The organism is Paraburkholderia elongata (genome assembly GCF_013177735.1).
Taxonomy (GTDB): Bacteria; Pseudomonadota; Gammaproteobacteria; order Burkholderiales; family Burkholderiaceae; genus Paraburkholderia; species Paraburkholderia elongata.
This window is the reverse complement of the sequence record NZ_WOEZ01000117.1, coordinates 71,066-88,086: the sequence shown is the minus strand read 5'-3', so window position 1 is coordinate 88,086 and position 17,021 is coordinate 71,066. Positions and strand designations below refer to the sequence as shown.

18 protein-coding genes are annotated in these 17,021 nt (G+C 58.5%); 10 read left to right on the top strand and 8 right to left on the bottom strand.

Features of this window, described 5'->3' with window-relative positions; translation table 11 throughout:
- The 8 genes from GNZ13_RS22100 to GNZ13_RS22065 all read left to right on the top strand — a co-directional run.
- Nucleotides 1-800 (top strand): transposase (locus GNZ13_RS22100; RefSeq protein WP_216674968.1); only part of this gene is annotated, 800 nt, incomplete at its 5' end.
- 18 nt (nt 801-818) lie between these two features.
- Nucleotides 819-2,048, top strand: coding sequence for a site-specific integrase (locus GNZ13_RS22095; RefSeq protein WP_172168040.1), 1,230 nt, complete (start codon nt 819-821; stop codon nt 2,046-2,048).
- Between the two features lie 437 nt (nt 2,049-2,485).
- Entirely contained in the window at nt 2,486-3,424 is a 939-nt protein-coding gene (locus GNZ13_RS22090) for a tyrosine-type recombinase/integrase (protein WP_236002127.1), read from the top strand.
- Nucleotides 3,415-4,419, top strand: a complete 1,005-nt coding sequence (locus GNZ13_RS22085; protein ID WP_172168038.1) for a tyrosine-type recombinase/integrase — start codon at nt 3,415-3,417, stop codon at nt 4,417-4,419. The genes GNZ13_RS22090 and GNZ13_RS22085 overlap by 10 nt, the downstream gene beginning before the upstream one ends.
- Nucleotides 4,420-5,207: 788 nt before the next feature.
- A complete protein-coding gene (locus GNZ13_RS22080; RefSeq protein WP_172168037.1) occupies nt 5,208-5,486 on the top strand; it encodes an HU family DNA-binding protein in 279 nt (92 codons plus the stop codon).
- 203 nt (nt 5,487-5,689) lie between these two features.
- Nucleotides 5,690-5,935 carry a hypothetical protein gene (locus GNZ13_RS22075; protein WP_172168035.1) on the top strand — a complete coding sequence of 82 codons (246 nt, stop codon included), beginning with the start codon at nt 5,690-5,692 and terminating at the stop codon, nt 5,933-5,935.
- A 148-nt stretch (nt 5,936-6,083) separates the two neighbouring features.
- Entirely contained in the window at nt 6,084-6,524 is a 441-nt protein-coding gene (locus GNZ13_RS22070) for an SET domain-containing protein (RefSeq protein WP_172168033.1), read from the top strand.
- Nucleotides 6,525-6,562: 38 nt separating this feature from the next.
- Nucleotides 6,563-6,739, top strand: a complete 177-nt coding sequence (locus GNZ13_RS22065) for a hypothetical protein (protein WP_172168031.1) — start codon at nt 6,563-6,565, stop codon at nt 6,737-6,739.
- A gap of 775 nt (nt 6,740-7,514) precedes the next feature.
- Here the strand turns inward: GNZ13_RS22065 and GNZ13_RS22060 are convergent.
- The 3 genes from GNZ13_RS22060 to GNZ13_RS22050 form a co-directional block, all read right to left on the bottom strand.
- Nucleotides 7,515-7,964, bottom strand: a complete 450-nt coding sequence (locus tag GNZ13_RS22060) for a hypothetical protein (protein ID WP_172168029.1) — start codon at nt 7,962-7,964, stop codon at nt 7,515-7,517.
- Nucleotides 7,965-8,125: 161 nt separating this feature from the next.
- Nucleotides 8,126-8,332 carry a hypothetical protein gene (locus tag GNZ13_RS22055; protein ID WP_172168027.1) on the bottom strand — a complete coding sequence of 69 codons (207 nt, stop codon included), beginning with the start codon at nt 8,330-8,332 and terminating at the stop codon, nt 8,126-8,128.
- Nucleotides 8,333-8,370: 38 nt separating this feature from the next.
- On the bottom strand, nt 8,371-8,619 hold the full coding sequence (locus GNZ13_RS22050; RefSeq protein WP_172168025.1) for a hypothetical protein: 249 nt from the start codon (nt 8,617-8,619) through the stop codon (nt 8,371-8,373).
- Nucleotides 8,620-8,877: 258 nt separating this feature from the next.
- On the opposite strand from GNZ13_RS22050, the gene GNZ13_RS22045 reads away from it, so the two are divergent.
- A complete protein-coding gene (locus GNZ13_RS22045; protein ID WP_172168023.1) occupies nt 8,878-9,531 on the top strand; it encodes a TetR/AcrR family transcriptional regulator in 654 nt (217 codons plus the stop codon).
- Between the two features lie 91 nt (nt 9,532-9,622).
- On the opposite strand, the gene GNZ13_RS22040 is transcribed toward GNZ13_RS22045, so the two are convergent.
- The 5 genes from GNZ13_RS22040 to GNZ13_RS22020 form a co-directional block, all read right to left on the bottom strand.
- Nucleotides 9,623-10,927 (bottom strand): ISKra4 family transposase, encoded by a 1,305-nt coding sequence (locus GNZ13_RS22040; RefSeq protein WP_172168021.1) that lies wholly within the window; start codon nt 10,925-10,927, stop codon nt 9,623-9,625.
- Nucleotides 10,928-11,156: 229 nt separating this feature from the next.
- Nucleotides 11,157-11,810, bottom strand: coding sequence for a TetR/AcrR family transcriptional regulator (locus GNZ13_RS22035; RefSeq protein ID WP_172168019.1), 654 nt, complete (start codon nt 11,808-11,810; stop codon nt 11,157-11,159).
- A gap of 251 nt (nt 11,811-12,061) precedes the next feature.
- Entirely contained in the window at nt 12,062-12,226 is a 165-nt protein-coding gene (locus GNZ13_RS22030) for an SDR family oxidoreductase (protein WP_172168017.1), read from the bottom strand.
- A gap of 294 nt (nt 12,227-12,520) precedes the next feature.
- Nucleotides 12,521-13,135, bottom strand: a complete 615-nt coding sequence (locus tag GNZ13_RS22025; protein WP_328807271.1) for a VOC family protein — start codon at nt 13,133-13,135, stop codon at nt 12,521-12,523.
- A 366-nt stretch (nt 13,136-13,501) separates the two neighbouring features.
- On the bottom strand, nt 13,502-15,127 hold the full coding sequence (locus GNZ13_RS22020) for a fatty acid--CoA ligase (RefSeq protein ID WP_268959181.1): 1,626 nt from the start codon (nt 15,125-15,127) through the stop codon (nt 13,502-13,504).
- 671 nt (nt 15,128-15,798) lie between these two features.
- On the opposite strand from GNZ13_RS22020, the gene GNZ13_RS22015 reads away from it, so the two are divergent.
- Nucleotides 15,799-16,959 (top strand): acyl-CoA dehydrogenase family protein, encoded by a 1,161-nt coding sequence (locus GNZ13_RS22015; protein WP_172168015.1) that lies wholly within the window; start codon nt 15,799-15,801, stop codon nt 16,957-16,959.
- The last annotated feature ends 62 nt before the right edge of the window (nt 16,960-17,021 follow it).

Here is a 17,021-nt window from a genome sequence, read left to right as displayed (position 1 = left end):
TAGAACTCGAGCAACGACAGCAACCGTACCTGCTGAGGCTGCGCCAGACGAAGAACGTTCAGCGGCTGATTGCGCGACAGTTCGGTCGCAGTGACTGGAGCCGGCCCGATGCACAGGGCTGCCAGGTAGTCGAAGATCATCTGCAGCTCACCGGCTGGTCGGCGAAGCGGCGCGTTGTGATCGTGCGCCGGCGCATTCGCGGCGCACTGGCTCGCGAGAGCCGCGATACCAACGGGCAACTTCGGCTGACGCTGGCCGAAGATGCGGTGCTCGATGCCGACCCGATGTGGGAATATACGGTGCTGGTAACCGACATCCGTTATCCGCTGGAGGCGATCGCCCAGCTGTACCGGGATCGCTGCGACTGCGAAAACGGTTTCGACGAACTGAAGAACCAGTGGGGGCTGGGCGGCTTCACCACGCAGGACATCGCCCGCTGCCAGACGACGGCACGGGCCGGCGCGCTGGTCTACAACTGGTGGAGCTGGTACTGTCGGGCCGCCCATCCAGGCGCACGTCTCGAAGCGGTGACAAGCCGGCCCCTGCTGCTGGCGGCGGTCGGTACGATGGCCAGCCACGCCGGACAGACGCAGCTATATCTCACGCCGTTGCATGCGAAGGTCGATACGATCAAATCGCTGGTCGCCAATGTTCGTGCGGCTCTGGGCCACGTCGCACGCTTTGCGGAGCAGTTCCCGAAGCTCGACCGATGGCGCGAGCTGCTGCGCTATATCTGCGCACGCATTACCGCATCTACACCGCTGCAACGGACTCCGATCGCTGCGATTGCAACTGGGTAACTGCGGTTTTTAGGATCATTGCCGGAGCCTATCGCCCGGCTCGAAGCCCATCTGCGCGAGCAAAGGTACTCCGCTGAGGCATGTAAACGCAGCCTGTGCGTTGCCCAGCGGTTCTTCACCTATATGCAACAGCACCAGGTCGACATCGAACAGACTCGACCCGTCCACGTGACGGCGTATCTAGACTACCAGCTGCGCCGGTTCCGGCGCTCTAACGGAAGGTATCCGAAGAATCTTGCCGCGTGGCGCAACTGGCATCGCAGCGGTGTTCAGACGCTACTGCGCGTGGTGCAAGGCCGCTGGCCTCCAGTTGCAAAGCCGGCAAGCCCACGAGAGGCTTTTCATCAACAACTTTGCGAATCATTTCTCAGCTCGCTGGTAACGATGCGTGATCTTGCGAGAGGAACGCTGTCCGTGCGTCAACGCGTTGCCCAACATTTTCTCGAATCACTGGGCGAAAGAGGTACGGAGGCACTGCTTGCGAAGCTCACGCTGACCGACGTCGATCGCTATGTGCAGTCAAGGGCATCTCAACTGGGGCGCGGCGCCCTTAAGAATCTGGTGAACGCTTTGCGAAGCTTCCTGCGCTACCTGCACCAGCACGGCTGGATCGCCCTTGATCTCGCCCCGAGTTTGATCAGTCCTCGACTCTATACCGATGAGAGTATTCCATCGGCGATACGTATCAGAGAAGTCGAGTTGCTTCTCAAAGCCGCGCGCGAGGACCGCAGCCCGAAGGGGTTGCGCGACTATGCGATCGTGCTGATGCTTTGTACCTATGGTCTGCGCGCAAGCGAAGTGGCGAGACTTCGCCTGGAAGAGCTGGATTGGAGGAGGGAATGCGTGCGCATCCGCCATACCAAGACCAGATCGGAATCCATGCTGCCATTGCTGCAACCTGTTGGCGAAGCTATTCTCGAGTATCTGCGCAACGGTCGTCCCCAGACCGCTGCTCGCGAGATCTTTGTTCGGGCTGTGGCTCCCTACCGGGCGATACAAGGTTACGCGGTGTATCACATTGTTGTAGATCGCCTCCATGATGCGGGCGTCTCCGTCTCCGGCAAACAGGGACCTCATGCATTACGTCACGCGTGTGCGGTCAGCCTGCTGGGTGCGGAGTCTTCGCTCAAGACGATCGCAGATGTTCTGGGCCATCGCTCATTGAGCTCCTCGAAGCAGTATTTAAAACTGTCCATGGACGAATTGCGCGAAGTGGCGTTGGAAGTTCCGACGGGGAGCAAATCATGAACAGTTGGCCCGACGCCGAACGCAACCTGTACAGAGAGTTCGTCAAACAACTATGCTTGCGAAGCTCCTCTGCGCGCAACAGTTACCACTATGTTCTTGATGGGTTCCAGCGGTGCGCTCTGGCGTGTGCTGGCACTCAGCCTCCTTCGCGTTCAACTATCGAGTATTGGCTTAAAGAGAGAGCCAGGTCGTTGCCAGAATATGTGCTCTTCGGCCATGCGAGGCTCGTGGATCGCTTTCTCGACTGGTTGGTTGCGAATGGGCATCTTGAATGCAATCCGTTGGCGAATCTGCGAGCCTCGTACAGCCCACGCGGAACTACACCAGTGGTTCGTGCCTTGCTCAGACCGGATCCCGATGTCGCCCTGGAGGCAATTCGGCCGCTGCCACGCTTCGCAAGTCATCTCGGCCCGTTAATGCGAAAGCACGTGACGCTGATGCAGTCGCTGGGGTATCGCTACCAAACCATACAAAGCAGGCTGGCTCGGTTCGATCGTTTTCTTCAAACCCGGCCTGATCTCGAGTCAGAACCCCTCAAAGTGCTCGTTCGAGAGTGGGCCAACGCCGCATCGACGCCGCAGCACGCAATGGATTGCATCGACACGGGCCGTGTTATCGCTAAAGCCCTTCAGCGCAACGGCGTACCTGTCGAGCCGCCTGAATCGCCTCGGGGTCTGCGTGGTGCGGTCAAGCGAAGCCAGCGGCGGCCTTACATCTATACGCCAGACGAGGTCGCGCAACTGCTCAAGACTGCGAGTGCCTTCCCATCTCCGCGAGCGTCCCTGCGGCCGATTGCGTTGTACACAATGATCGTGCTCGCCTATTGTGCCGGGCTTCGGCTTGGGGAAATCGTCCGTCTGAAGGTGCAAGACATTGATTTGGAAACCGCCTCCATCTCAGTGCGCGACACGAAATTCTTCAAGTCGCGCCGGTTGCCGGTCACCACAACGGTCATGACTGCGCTGAGCGGCTATCTCCATGCCCGCCTGCTAGCCGGCGCCCCCGCCGATGGCGGCTCGGCCCTGTTCTGGAACATACAGACATCCCGAGGCTACTCCCAGATCAGAGTCAGCAAGCTGCTCGTCCAGGTAATCCGGGATTCCGGCCTGAAGCCCTTGCCAGGTCGTGCTGGTCCTCGCGTCCATGATCTTCGTCATGCCATGGCGGTGAATCGGATGACCGCCTGGTATCGCGACGGGATTAATCCCCAGGTGCATCTGCCTTACCTGGCGGCATATCTTGGGCACGCCAGTATCAAGTCGACCCTCGTCTATCTCACCACGACGCAAGAGTTGCTGCAGCAAGCGTCCGAACGGTTCGAGGTCTTCGGCGCACACAACCTCGGTGAATCGGTTGGAGGTGAATCATGCGAATGACCGCATCGTTTGTTCAACTGTTACACGCCTTCTTCGAGAACTGGCTCGTGCAGCAGCGCAACGTCTCTGCTCACACCGTCTGGTCCTATCGAGATACATGGCGCTTATTTCTTCGTTTCACCTCTGAACGCCAAAAGCGGCCGATCGCACGCCTGAGCCTGGCGCAAATCACCGCTACTGAGATCTGTGCCTTCCTCCAGCATACTGAAGTTGAGCGGCACGTTTCTATCGGCACACGCAACTGCCGTCTCGCAGCGATAAAAAGTTTTTTCCGTTTTGTGCAAGCGCAAGAGCCTTCGGCGCTGGCCCAGTGTGCGGAAGTACTCGCCATTCCGAGCAAGCGCATGCAACGACGTCTGATCTGCTATCTGGAATCAGACGAAGTAGCGGGCATTCTTGCCCAGCCAGACCGCAGTACCGTGGAGGGGCAGCGTGATCACGCTCTGCTGTCCTTTCTTTACAATACAGGCGCGCGCATCCAGGAAGCTCTGGATCTTTGCCCGCAGGACATACGGTTCGATGCACCTTGCCAGGCGAGACTCGTGGGGAAAGGCAAAAAGGAACGGATCTGTCCGTTGTGGCCCGAAACAGCAGCGCTACTCCTGGCTCTGTTGAAACGCCACCCGCGTGCTCCAGATCAGCGTCTCTTTGTCAATCGCTACGGCACCCCACTGAGCGCCTCCGGCGTAAGGTTCAAAATGCGCCAATATGTCCAGGCTGCGTGTCAACAGCTTCCTTCCTTATCGTCAAAACGCATCACGCCACATGTATGGAGACACACAACAGCCGTCCATCTGGTGGCTTCAAAGGTTGATGTTACGGTCATCAGAAGTTGGCTTGGACATTCGAGCCTCGATACGACCAATCAGTATGCCCGCGCTAACATGCAAACGATGCGCGACGCACTTCAACGGTTCGATGCGCCTTCCGGGATCAGGCCACCCCCTCGCTGGAAGCGGTCCGCTTCGTTATTGGATTGGCTTGATTCGCTTTGAGATGTCATATCGTAATGTGAAGGAGAGAAGCATTCTGTCTAGCTTCGACAACACGTAGCGGGGTTTCCTTCACATTACAAAATCCTCCGTATTAGCGAACGCGCATATCCTCGACCATCCGCTGACGTAGGGGTGTCATGGCAGGACTCCTTTCGGGATGAGCAGGTGCGGTGAATTGCACTGTCATCGTCGCACCCGGAAAGGAATGCCCGCGGCGCCGGCCAGGACGGGAACGTTGGCCAGCCACCATACCGCGTCAGCGGTTTAGTTCAATTCCTTTTATGCAAAATCCCAAAATGGCGGAATAGAGGAGACTTCTTAGTGCCGTCGCTACGCTCGTGGCAAGTGAATCTGCTGGTCGGGGCGGAGATAACACCCGTTATCACCGCGCCGAACCGGCTGTAGGCGGAGGAGTTTGAAGGCGCGCGACCGGACTGCTGTGATGTGACCGGAGGCCACGCGGCACGCGGGGGCCGGGCAGCAGAAGACGCGGAATGCCCACCAAGGCGTGTCGGAATGTCGATGGCCTGCGCCGGTCGGAGACTGTGGAGGACAGAGCTGAGGCTTCGGCATGGAACGGTGGACGCTGACCTCTCTCCACAAGCACCTCTGTCTTTGCACGTGCAAAGTCTCCCAGCCGGTATCAACAGCCGGGCAGTGGACACGACACCGATGACGGGCGGGCATAGGGTGGCCAATCTGGCGTGGGTGCGACGGAGGGCCAATTGCGCAAAGCGGCACCGATCGGGTAGGGTGACGACATTAATCAACCACTACGAGGGATCACAATGAACAAGCAGGAACTGGTGGATGCTGTCGCCGCGAAGACCTACGACAGCAAGGTCGCCACGGGCGAGACGATCGACGCGGTGATCGCGGCCATCACGGGCGAACTGACGAAGGGCAAAACGGTACAGCTGATCGGATTCGGCTCGTTTTCGACGGGGGCGCGAGCCGCACGGGTCGGACGCAATCCGGCGACCGGTGCGGAGATCCAGATCCCGGCCGCGAAGACGGTGAAATTCACGGCGGGCAAGGCGTTCAAGGATGCGGTGAACGGCGCCTGAAGCCGGAAGCAAGCCGCCGGCCGGATTGCTGCTATCGGCGTCCCCGTCGAATCGCCGCGACTGATGGGGCGGCAGTCGCATTGGAATGTAGTGAACAGGCAGCAGGCCTGGACACGGATCGGCTGGCCTGGTAGCGTGGGTTGCGAGATGCCGCGGTGTACCGCGGCCCCTGCGCTTCACTGCCTGTCTATATAGATACCCGCATGGAAAAGAAACGATCACGGACCCGGCGGCAGACCTCGTGCCCGACCATCGGTGCGTTGCTGCGCTACCGGACGCGCATCGTGCGCGTCATCGCGGAAGCGCGTGGGCAACAGGCGATGATCGAATCGCTCGACACAACGGGCAGGACCTTCGTGAGCAGGGTGAAGTGGGGTAGCCTGCGCGATTCGGCGCCCAGCTCTTCTGAATCTGGCCTGCATCGCAGGTCATCTGACGACCAACCCTGAATGTCGCAGATCAAAACGTACCTACGTCCCAGGCTGGGATGCGGCCGCCTAAGGCTGGAGGTCGCAGCAACGGCCTCTTCATTTCACCACCATAGCGGCGGAAATTGGCCGCCCTATACTCGCGCATGGGCATAGCCAGGGCAACACAATGCGACGCGTCATCGTCCGGAGATCGCCGGTTCACGGCAAGGGTGTATTTGCGATGCGTCCGCTCGCAGCGGGCGAGCGCGTGCTTGCGTACAAGGGTGAAATCACGACGTGGCGAAACGCGTTGCGGCGGCACCGGCGTGAGGGTGTCGTTGGACATACGTTCCTGTTCGGCCTGTCGGACGGGCGCGTCATTGATGGCAGCCGGGACGGCAACAGTGCCCGCTGGCTGAACCATGCATGTACGCCGAACTGCGAGACCATCGAGGATGAGGGTCGGATTTTCATCCACACGCTCCGGCCGATCGACGCGGGAGAAGAACTGTTCATCGATTACCTGCTTGCCGTCGACGACCATGAGGATGAAGAGGCACGGGCCCAATATGCGTGTGCCTGTACCGCTCCGGATTGTCGTCGGTCGATGCTGGCGGATGTGATGTGAGCGGGATGGTACAGGCTGGGCACGACAGCCATGCCGGTTTGGAAAGCGGCACCGGCCCGAAGCAGCCGGGTGACGGCTTTATCCAGATCTGCGCGGACGCGGTTTTTCATCTCGATGTGCTAAAAATGGCGTTGTCAAGGGGGTTTGCGCCCGACGCACCTTCTGACGCCAGGACGAAGGAACAGATGTCGCTGGATCTTGACGATTTGTGGTGATGCCGATACGCGGCGGATGTCCGACCAGGGAGCGGTCTTATGCGAAAGCGGAAGTTCGTAGGGCAGGGGGCGGGAGACGCGAGCTTGTCGGAACTGCTCAACCATCTCGAGCGGGCGTTGGCAGAATGTTCTATTCACGGATCTGTCTGGAAGAGACTGTCGGATATCAAGATGCGCCTTGCCTCATGCGACGAGGAAGCAGCCGCACTCACTCGGCGGTCTCCGGCTGCCCGTCGTAGTCGGCCGCCAGTGGTCGAGACTTTGCCGCTGTTTTCATGAGCGCCACCAACGGGTGATTTATCGGCTGGGTCGTCCGCGGAGGATTTCGATAGGCTCTTCGAAATTTTCACAGAAGCTTCGCTTCCGGCTAAGTTCGGGCCAGGTCCGGAAGTTCGACATCAATGTGCGGATCGTCGACAATGTGCGACGGTTCTTGTCAAGATGGGCTTTGACGTTCGCTTTGGACGGCTTCATCAACAGCTTGCCGTTGTACTTGCGGATGTTCCATCCGAGGAAATCAAACCCCTTCCAGCACGGTCAAATGGGATAGTCGCCCGAATTGGGATGCGGGTTTTTCCAGGATGTGACGACGCTGGTTGCTGCTGCCAATTTCACTTCCGCATCGCTGCCACGTTTCCTTCATTGCATGCTTGCGGCCGCTGTGTTCCGATAGCGAAATGAGTCGGTCTGTCCAGGACAGATGAGCAGCGTGGATCAATACCTGTAGCGGCCCGATAGCAGTGTACGACTTGCGATGACCGCGCCGCTGCGCGCGTCACGGTCCGCTGCAGAAAATCGCCGTTAGCAAGAGGGGGACTATTTGATGAATGACTGCGCCGCTACCCGCCTGGTGCGCCTGCGCTTCTACTGACTCGGTGGGGCCGATCACTACCACGCCATAGGCCGAGTCCCTAACAGGCTGGCCATTTCCGCGTTTGAACAGTGCATCGTCGTGTTCATACCCGAGGACGGCGTAGACCCGAAAGCCAAATGCCGTCAGGTTGCTGCCGTGCGCCGGTCGAAATGCGTTGACCGAGTTCGCTTCGACGCGCATCGGCTTCGGATCGATGTACTGGTCCTTCAGGAGCGGGGCGATGAACGCGTGTGCGTTCGATCTACAGTCGAGTTGCGGATCGAGCGCGTAGGCGTAGGACGAGACCGGAGGGAGCCCCGCGGCGAATGCAGCAAGCGCCGTCACCCAGGCGTAGGTTGCGGAAATCTTCATCAGTCTCTCCATCCAATCGAGCTCGCTCCCCAGTGTGAGCGAACTCGATCCGGCACCAGCGTGTCCTGCACCCGCTCCAGTTTCATGGCCAGCAGCCAGATGCGCATTCCCAGGTCAGCCTGAGGGCCTCCATGGTGGCCCGGCCCTCAGGCACCATTTCTTCAGGATGACGAAGACTCCGCGCACAGGCCGCCCCGACAGTGAGACCCATCGGACTCCTCGTTATTCGCCAGTGCCGATTCCAACGCGTGAACAAAACGCTGAAACGCATCCAGCGTTCCATGGACGCTTCGGTACTCGGTGCGACCGATCCTGCCGTCAAGTACGACCAGCATTCCAGCATCCGCCGCCAATTCCAGGATGTTCATTCCGTTCTCCTGAGATCGCCCGACTATCGCCCCATCGCTCATGCCGCAAGCGGGTAGGCGCGCATCGCCGGCGTGCTCGCCTTTGCCGGGAACACGTTCCACGAACCGTCGTCGTGCCGGAAGAAAACGATCGTCAAACCTCCGTCCGGCCGCATCACGCCGATGCGCACGTAGCGCCTTCGATCCGATGGTGTGCGACTGAACTCCATCACGCGTACCGTCACCACCGCAGAGTGCCCAAACCACTTTGCGACCAGCGATCGCAAGCACATCTTGCCGGAACCCATCTCGCTCTCCTCTCACCGCGGCGCCACCATCGTGTCCCGCCAATTCGTGGCTGGAACATTGCAACGTCTTGTCGGTTACCTTACCGTCAACTATAGGTTAGATAACCTATAAATCAACCGCTTAATTCGAGCGCAAGGGTAAACGATATTTGTTCATTGAAGTGCTGATTAATTGGGCATTTGGCATGTCGATGCTTGGGAAAAACCGGTTTCTCAACCTATACTTAAGTCAGGTTAGACAACCTATTCGGAGTGCACGTGAAAAAACTGACCCTCACTTCTGCAGCGATATTTGATCCACGAACCGCGACACTCACGAGGCGGCGCGGCAATCGGGAGAGCCGGGTGCCTGAGATCATCGATGTATCGATCAACGTGCTGATCGCGGCGGGTTACGCAGGGTACACGATCAACCGCGTGGCCAATGATGCGGGCATTCGCCTGAGCACGTTACAGCACTATTTTTCGACCCGTGAAGCGCTGTTGCGCGCCACGATCGAGGAGGTCGCAAAGCGGTACTTCGAACGCTTTCGAGGCTTTGCCGAAAACGGAAACCGCTCCCCGCAGGCGCGGCTCGAAGCAATCATCGACGACGCTTTCGCCGAGTTTGTCAAACCTGGGATGCCTGCAGCCATCTTCGAAAGTTGGGGATTGGCGCTGCATGAACCGTTTGCGCGCGATGTGGTCGTGGAGATACAAAAGCAGTTCACGAGGCTTTTTGCGAAGCTCGTTGGCGAATTCAATCCGGCACTGTCGATGGAAGAACGCGAATTGCGTGGCGCATTGATCGTGTCCAGTTGCCAGGGCCTGGTTATTTTCCTTCGCTGGAGTGAAGACAACCCCTCGCAACTGCATGCCTTCCGCAAGGCAGTCAAGGTCGTATGGAGTGGCCTCGGCAAGGCTGAGGAATGAGCAGGCGCGACCTGCTGTTGACGTTCGTTAATTATGGGAGTGGATGGAAAGTGGGGGGCGGGCGCTTTTACTTTTGAGCGAACTCTGGCGATCAAAAGTGAGGGAACCGCTTGGCGAAACAGGTCTCCAGCCTTCCGTCGAGTAGCTCGACCCGTGTCTGCAGCAGGTAGTGGGCACCCTTCATCGACCACCTCGTTTGTTGACGTTTTGTGAGTCGTCGGTTTATCAAATGATTCATGACCGACTCGGCGGACGCCGACGATACTTGACGGCCGGCCATTCGAGCCTGTTCATGGTCGATAAGGTCGCAGCGATTGTTCACGAGGAAAGACAACAATCGAGCGGCTGCGCGAGACGCAGTACCCGCGCACAGATCATAGAACTTTGTCAAAGATCCGATATCAAGATTCAGCGAAGCGATGCGCGTGCGTACGATCTCAATCGCCACGTCGCCACGTCGCCACGTCGCCACGTCGCCCCGCCCACGCCATAGCTTGTCGCGCACGCGATTTAATAGTCGCTCGCATCGTTGCATCACCATGGGTCGCTGGAACAGAGGAAACGTGTACGCGCAGAGCGCCGACCGCACAGCGTGAAGTTTCATGCCGATGTGGAACCAGTCGAGAATGTTCGGTGCGACGCAAGGCGCCGCTGACGTTACTAGCGATCGCATACCCCGGGAACCATCTGTGACCACGTCAACCATTGTGGACCGAACCCAACCACACTGGTCGAGTGCCGCAGCGACCAGCACGCGCGTCAGGCTCGGGCGCTGGAGTACGCACGCGAATCGTCGAGCCGCTATCCCGTCACGTTCGACGCGGCCCGCGATAGCTTCAAACTTGCGCATATCTTCCTGCGGAACCGCGGTGATCACGGTGCCGTCTATTGCGAGACGCAAGTGTCTGGCTCCGTCAAGGCGTTGGGTTCCCGCGAACCATCCGACGTGGAACTGGTCATCTTCAATGTGCTCACCGCAGTCGAGCGTCTCATTGCGAACAGTGGCGTGAGACGGGGTGTGCAACCCGGCGAGGTCGGCGACGTTGCGCGCAGCAGATCGGTACGAGACAGCGGCGCCTTGCTTCGCGCACAGGTACGCAAGCTCCGGCGTACGTCGTCCCGGTAGCAAGGTTTCTTTCGGACACTCCGGGAATCGCAAATCCGCCGGCTCATCGTTCTCGCACCGTGGTTCAGGGGTGCACAAGCAGGATATCAGTCGGGACACTCGAACTCTGACACTGCCCAATGCGGTCGCAAAGACGCGAGGGCGCCAGTCTTTTATGCGGCGGTATCGTCCGCAATGCCTGCAGCGTCGACGCTGAGCGCCGTAGGCACGGATCTGGTCTTGGGCCACCGCATGTTGAAGGCTGGAAAGCAGATTTTTTCCCTCGGACATCGACTATCCAAATTCAGCCCGGGTGGCTCCTTTGAGCGGGCGCTGAAACTTAGCTAACAGTACTTTCTCATCGACACCTTCACGCTGCAGGTAAATCATCCAATGCATATCCATTTGTCACCTCGGATCACGGGTGTCAGCGGTAGCTTGGTGCAAAGTGTCGTGCTCCCCCAGTTTTTCAACACTCCCAATTTAAGTCGTAAAACGTCCGTGATGATGCGGCAGACTCTCATTCCTTGATGATTAGGGCGCGGATAAGGTCGATTGTCCTTTCTACTTCTTCAAGATCGAAGGGATCACGGCCAGTTGTCAGTTTGAACTCGGCCGCAATGGTGAATGGTACAGCGGCGATCGAGAGTATCGCGTAGTAGAGACGCATCGGGTCGGTCTGCCGAATAGCGCGTTCGCGCTGCGCCGCCTTTATGATGTCAACGGTTTCCTCGACCCGGGACTTCAAGTGATTGTCGTAGAGCCACTTCAGCCGCGGACTGGGATGGGCCGCCTCGAAAGTCATGATCCGGTGAACGCCTGGAAATTCCGCCAGGAAGTGGACCATGTCGCCAATCAAGCGGTGAAGCTTCACCGATGCCGCCTTACCCCGGCACTCATTAAGCATTCGGCGATGACGTTCGTCGAAACGCTGGACGATGCGGCTCATTACCGCCTCCCAAAGCGCTTCCTTGGAAGGAAAGTGGTAGACCATGCGCTGGATCGTTGTTCCGGCATCAGCGGCGATCTTCCGCATTGATGCCCCTTCGTAACCGTGCGCAGCAAAAGCCTCGAAAGCCGTGTCGAGAATGTGCTCGAGCATCTGGGTCGGTGGCTTTCGGCCGGGGGATTTGGCGGGCCTTTTCACGAAAGGAATGTCAGGAGACGCATTCATGGTGTACGTTGTTATTCAATCCTGCTGGAAAGGCAAAACCAATGATGGATGTCCGCAGCCACCCCGCGCGCAACTATTCACGGCGGGGCAGTGTTGATTTTCGCTTGGCGGGCGGGTAACCCATCGGTAGACAACTACCTCGATATCTTGGGTGATCGCGGCATTTGCCGTCAATCTTGTTCACACCCATCGGGCTAGCATTCGGATCACCGCACCCGGCATCTCGCGATAGTGCCTAGGTGCGCCTTGGTTCAGATATCGCCGGCGACTTTCAACTCTGCACCCGCGACATACCCTGCCGAGTCCGATGCCAGGAAAACGGCAGTGCTCGCGACCTCCTTGGGAGTTCCGAGACGCTGCATCGGAATCATTCGGGAGAGTTGCTCGCGCGCTTCTGGCGGGTTGGCATGGATCATTGGTGTATCTCCACTCTCATCCAACCCGATCCGTTCGAAAAGTCGCGCTGGCCGAATATTACGCCCCTCAACAGACGATAGCGATCTCCCGGCCTTTTTCGTGAACTCAGGTCAAAATGCCGTTTCGCTGACCTGCGCGAGGAGTCGTGCCTTGCCAACTCCTTGCCGGCCGGCCGCTCCGGCAGGGAGGACAACCTTGCCTTTGACGCCGTTCGGGGCTTGCTTCTCCCCGTTACCCGACTCTACCGCCATAAGGCTCTTTTTTCGGAGCACCATTGTTGTGCGGTGTCGGCTTCAGCCGCCCTGGCAGAATGCAGCCGGGGCATCCGCGCGCGTTGCGGGCTTATGATTTATGTCGTTATCCGTCAACGGACGCCACCAAGCCCCGAACTCCAACTGAATACCGTCGGGATCGCGAAAGTAAATCGACGTAAGCCACGGCTGCTCATCAGGAGCAACACCAATGCTGGCACCGTCCTTGCCGAAGTGATACATGATCGGCGAGACCCAAATGCCGAGGCTCTCAAGCTTTTCCTTGTATTCGGGCAATTTTTCGGGTGCGACACGGAACGAGAGGTGGTTCATCGATCCGATTGCGGTCGTGTAGTTGTCCGGATCAAACCCGCTGGACGGATCTCCGACATTCTGTTTTGGCACTGTGACTCCGGGCTCTGCCACGTGCTTTTTAGCAAAGTAGAAGAAGGCCAGCGAACTCTTTCCATCCCCCATATCGAAAAAGAAGTGCTGACCACCACCGCCAGGAAGCTCCGTCGTCTTGATCAACGGAAAGCCCAAGACCCCTTGGTAGAACTCGACGGTGCGCTGCATGTCGGCAGAAACGAGGGCAACGTGACTGAGTCCCTCAATTTCGAATACTGGATTTTTCTTTTCGGTAAGAAGGTAGTTCACTTGTCAAAGTCTCCGAATCGATAGGCGCAAAGTTGTCGTTGCGCCGAATAATGGTCTCCGGAACGGCACACAGACAAAATTGACCGTCGGACAACCACACACTATCCTTGGTTCTATTCTTTGTCAATTGATCAAGAATTAATGGCAGCGCGCGGTTGTGTCGCCATACGGCCCCCGGCCCCTTGTTGCGCTGGGCTTTATCGAGGACGCCATGGCTATCTGGGGTGCCCCCGATTTGGTGCCAGTCATCATCGGGTAACGTGGTCAGTCCGGCGAACGTCGAGGGGACGGCGGATGGTGTTAGCCATCGATATACATTCGGGTCATCATTGATTGGTGTGTGCAACCTCCGAGGTGCCTTCTGCTTCAGTTCACGCGGCGTTCGAGGCCGATCCAGTATGGCTCGCGCAGTTCGCGCCGTAGAATCTTGCCGGCGGCGTTACGGGGCAGGGCGTCGACGAAGTCGACACTCTTGGGCGCCTTGAAGGATGCCACGCGTGATTTGGCAAATGCGATGATCTCGCTTGCATCAGCGGCGGCGCCCGGATGGAGCACGACGACTGCCTTCACTGCCTCGCCCCATTTCTCGTCGGGCACCCCGATTACCGCGACGTCGGCTACCGCAGGATGATCGTGGATCACATTCTCCACTTCGGCTGGATAGATGTTTTCGGCACCGGAGATGATCATGTCCTTGATTCGATCGCTGATGTAAAGATAGCCGTCCTCGTCCGTATAACCGGCGTCGCCTGTTCGCAGCCATCCCTCGGGGTCCAGCGCGCGAGCCGTGGCCTCCGGCATACCCCAATAACCCACCATGTTGGCCTCGGAGCGCGTCATGATTTCGCCAACCGTACCGGGAGGAAGTGTCCGGCCCTGTTCGTCGACGACTTTGATCTCCACACCAGGCATCGGAATGCCCGCAGAGCGCATGCGCTGATTTCCCGACCTATCATGATCCTCCGGCGGAAGATAGACGATCGTCCCGCACGTCTCTGTCAGCCCATAGGTTTGGCAAAAGCCGCAGCCGAACACATCCATGCATTGGCGAAGAAGATCGAGCGGCATCGGCGAAGAACCATAGATGATATAGCGCAGTCGGCTGAAATCCACCTGGCGCGCACGCGGTTCGTTCACCACGATGCGGAGGGCCGAAGGAACCATGAAGATCTTTGAGATATTGTGCTGCTCAATGAAGTCCAGTACCTTGAGCGGGTCGAACTCCCGGACGACAATCGACTTGACGCCATGGAAGAGACCGACAATGCCCCAGACGCTGCCACCGACATGGAAAACCGGCATCGCGGCCAGGTTGATGTCGTCGGCGTTCCAGGCGCTCCAGTTCAGCCCGGCTTTGGAGGCGGCGCGGCGCACGCTAAGAATGCTGCGATGCGCTAGCATGGCGCCCTTCGGGCGTCCGGTCGTGCCGGACGTGTAAAGCTGCAGCACCACGTCTTCTTCGCTGGGCCGGAATTCCACGTTCTGGGGGCTGCCTTTGCTCCGCCAGACTTCGAAGAGCACGGACGAGAGGCCGCATGGCTCAAGTGCGACCACTTCCACCGGATGCCCGACCAGTCGCAACGCTTCGCGCACCTGGACTTCGACCTCGGGACCCGCGAATAGCAAGGCGGCTCCGCTGTCTTCCAACATGTATGCGATCTCGGCCGGCGCCAGTCGCCAGCCGATCGACGTCATGACGGCGCCGACCTTGGCGGCGCCGAATAGAATCTCATAGAAGTAGTCGCTATTCTTGCCAATGTAGGCGATCCGCTGTCCCTTCGAGACGCCTTGCTGGAGAAGTTTGTTCGCTACCTGGTTTGAGTGGCGATTGAAAGTCTCATAGTCGATTTCGCGGCCTTCGAAACTCAACGCAACAGCGCGTGGGCGATGTCGCGCTTGATATCGGGCGATGTCTCCGAGCGTGCGCATCGCGTCGAAATCGACGGCGTCGCCGGCAACATGTCGTGCGTTAACCATCAAAGCCTCCGACAAAGTGGATGGAATACCTCGCGTGTTCAGCGGGATTCCTGGTTTGGCAACTCAGAACCTCGCCCCACGAATGTGGTGGGCGTTGAGGCACTGGTCTGGAAATATCTTATCCCGCGAGCTTCCGCGGTCGAGACGCGAGACCTGTTGACCATCATTTGCATTCCTCTCTTCAACTCTAGTCGCAGGTTTTGTTAGTCCGGCACCAATATGATACTAACATGATACTGGTCTTGACAACTGCGTATCTTGTGGCAGTATGACGGTTCCAACCACACGCGGTGTGTTCAGAAAAGGGGTGGATCGACGGCTAGGGATCCGAACTCCGCGGTAAAAGTGTTAGAAGTCGCCGACATCGGTTTAGGACCCTTCGCGGCGATGACACCTGAACGGCGTGACCAAATCCGCATCAGCGCCACACTGTTCGCACATGTTGTGCGGTTCCCGACGTGCTAGGGGCGGTGTACGCGAAGGGCGGGTATTGGTGTGTGTCAATGCAACGAATTGAGGAGCGCTTCTCCGCAGGGATCCTGCCGAGCGGCTAGGAGGGCGGCATTCGGCAACTGCCAGTTCTCCATGTCGATCCCCGTGGCCAAAAGCGGGGTTGGCAGCACGACAGGTCGTCGGGCAGACATGGCGATCGAACTTAAAACGTTAAGAGAGTAAGGAATCGACCAGTGGATTTTCAGCTTACCGACGAGCAGAAAGAACTGCAGGAAACGGCGCGCAAGTTCGCGCGCGCGGAACTGATGGATTTGTCGCGGGAGATGGAGGAAAAGGGGATGCCCCTCCCCAAATCGATGCGCAAACGTTATGCCGAGATGGGGTTTCTCGGTGTCAACCTGCCCGAAATCTATGGCGGACTTGGGCTCGGTCATTTGGAAGCACTGCTGATTCTTGAGCAGTTCGCAATGATCTCGCCGGCTGTCGCGTGGCCGATCTTTGAGAGTGCGACCGGCCCCGTGCGCACGATCGAGCATTTCGCATCCGATAGCATCAAGGCCCGTATTATCCCGCAGGTCGTTCAGGGCGAAGCGATCGTAGCGGTCTCCATGTCGGAGCCATCGGCAGGCACGGCGCTTACCGACCTCAAAACTGCGGCACGTATTGAGGGTGACGAGATCGTCGTCACCGGTCAGAAACGCTGGTGCTCGGGCGGCGGTCATTCGGATTTTTATATCGTCTACTGCCGTTTCGACAATGAGCCGGGCGCGAAAGGTATCGGGGCGATTCTGGTCGAGAAGGAGCGCAAGGGGATCAGCTTTGGCCGTCCGGAACGGCTCATGGGCTTCCGCGGAATTCCCTCCGCCGACATCTACCTCGACGAAGTGCGTGTGCCAAAAGACAATGTCATCGTCCCCAAGAGCGGCTTCAGCAAATTGATGAGCGCGTTCAGCTTGGAACGCTGCGGCAACGCCACCATGGGTCTTGGCATCGCCGCCGCTGCGCTCGAAGAGGCAACGGCCTACGCGCAGGACCGCGAACAATTTGGCAAGCCCATCGTGGACTTTCAAGCGATCCAGATGAAGCTTGCCGAAATGGCGATGAAGGTTGAGGCGGCGCGCCTGCTCATCTATCGCGCGGCGGTCAATGCAGCCCAGGGCCTGCCTTCGATTCTCGATTCCTCGCTCGCCAAGTGCTTCTCCAACGAGATGGTTGTCGAGGTCGCATCGAAAGGCCTGCAGATTATGGGAGGCTATGGCTATTCCCAGGAATACCGCATGGAGCAGCGTGTGCGCGACAGCTATGCCTGGGGCATCGCAGGCGGCACGATCGACGTCCAGAAGACGAATATTGCTTCCGTCCTTGTCGGGCGCCGCTTCAACCAGAGAGGCTGACAGTCGCCGCAATGGACCAACTCCGCCACCACATGAGTCCGTCATCCGCAATGTCGGGATGT

Excerpts from the sequence above, each read along its gene's own strand:
- GNZ13_RS22060 (WP_172168029.1), bottom strand. The coding sequence starts at position 7,964 with ATGAAGATTTCCGCAACCTACGCCTGGGTGACGGCGCTTGCTGCATTC.
- GNZ13_RS22040 (WP_172168021.1), bottom strand. The coding sequence starts at position 10,927 with ATGTCCGAGGGAAAAAATCTGCTTTCCAGCCTTCAACATGCGGTGGCC.
- GNZ13_RS22085 (WP_172168038.1), top strand. The coding sequence starts at position 3,415 with ATGCGAATGACCGCATCGTTTGTTCAACTGTTACACGCCTTCTTCGAG.
- GNZ13_RS22075 (WP_172168035.1), top strand. The coding sequence starts at position 5,690 with ATGGAAAAGAAACGATCACGGACCCGGCGGCAGACCTCGTGCCCGACC.
- GNZ13_RS22030 (WP_172168017.1), bottom strand. The coding sequence starts at position 12,226 with ATGATCCATGCCAACCCGCCAGAAGCGCGCGAGCAACTCTCCCGAATG.
- GNZ13_RS22055 (WP_172168027.1), bottom strand. The coding sequence starts at position 8,332 with ATGAACATCCTGGAATTGGCGGCGGATGCTGGAATGCTGGTCGTACTT.
- GNZ13_RS22090 (WP_236002127.1), top strand. The coding sequence starts at position 2,486 with ATGCAGTCGCTGGGGTATCGCTACCAAACCATACAAAGCAGGCTGGCT.
- GNZ13_RS22050 (WP_172168025.1), bottom strand. The coding sequence starts at position 8,619 with ATGGGTTCCGGCAAGATGTGCTTGCGATCGCTGGTCGCAAAGTGGTTT.
- GNZ13_RS22070 (WP_172168033.1), top strand. The coding sequence starts at position 6,084 with ATGCGACGCGTCATCGTCCGGAGATCGCCGGTTCACGGCAAGGGTGTA.
- GNZ13_RS22080 (WP_172168037.1), top strand. The coding sequence starts at position 5,208 with ATGAACAAGCAGGAACTGGTGGATGCTGTCGCCGCGAAGACCTACGAC.
- GNZ13_RS22035 (WP_172168019.1), bottom strand. The coding sequence starts at position 11,810 with ATGAATGCGTCTCCTGACATTCCTTTCGTGAAAAGGCCCGCCAAATCC.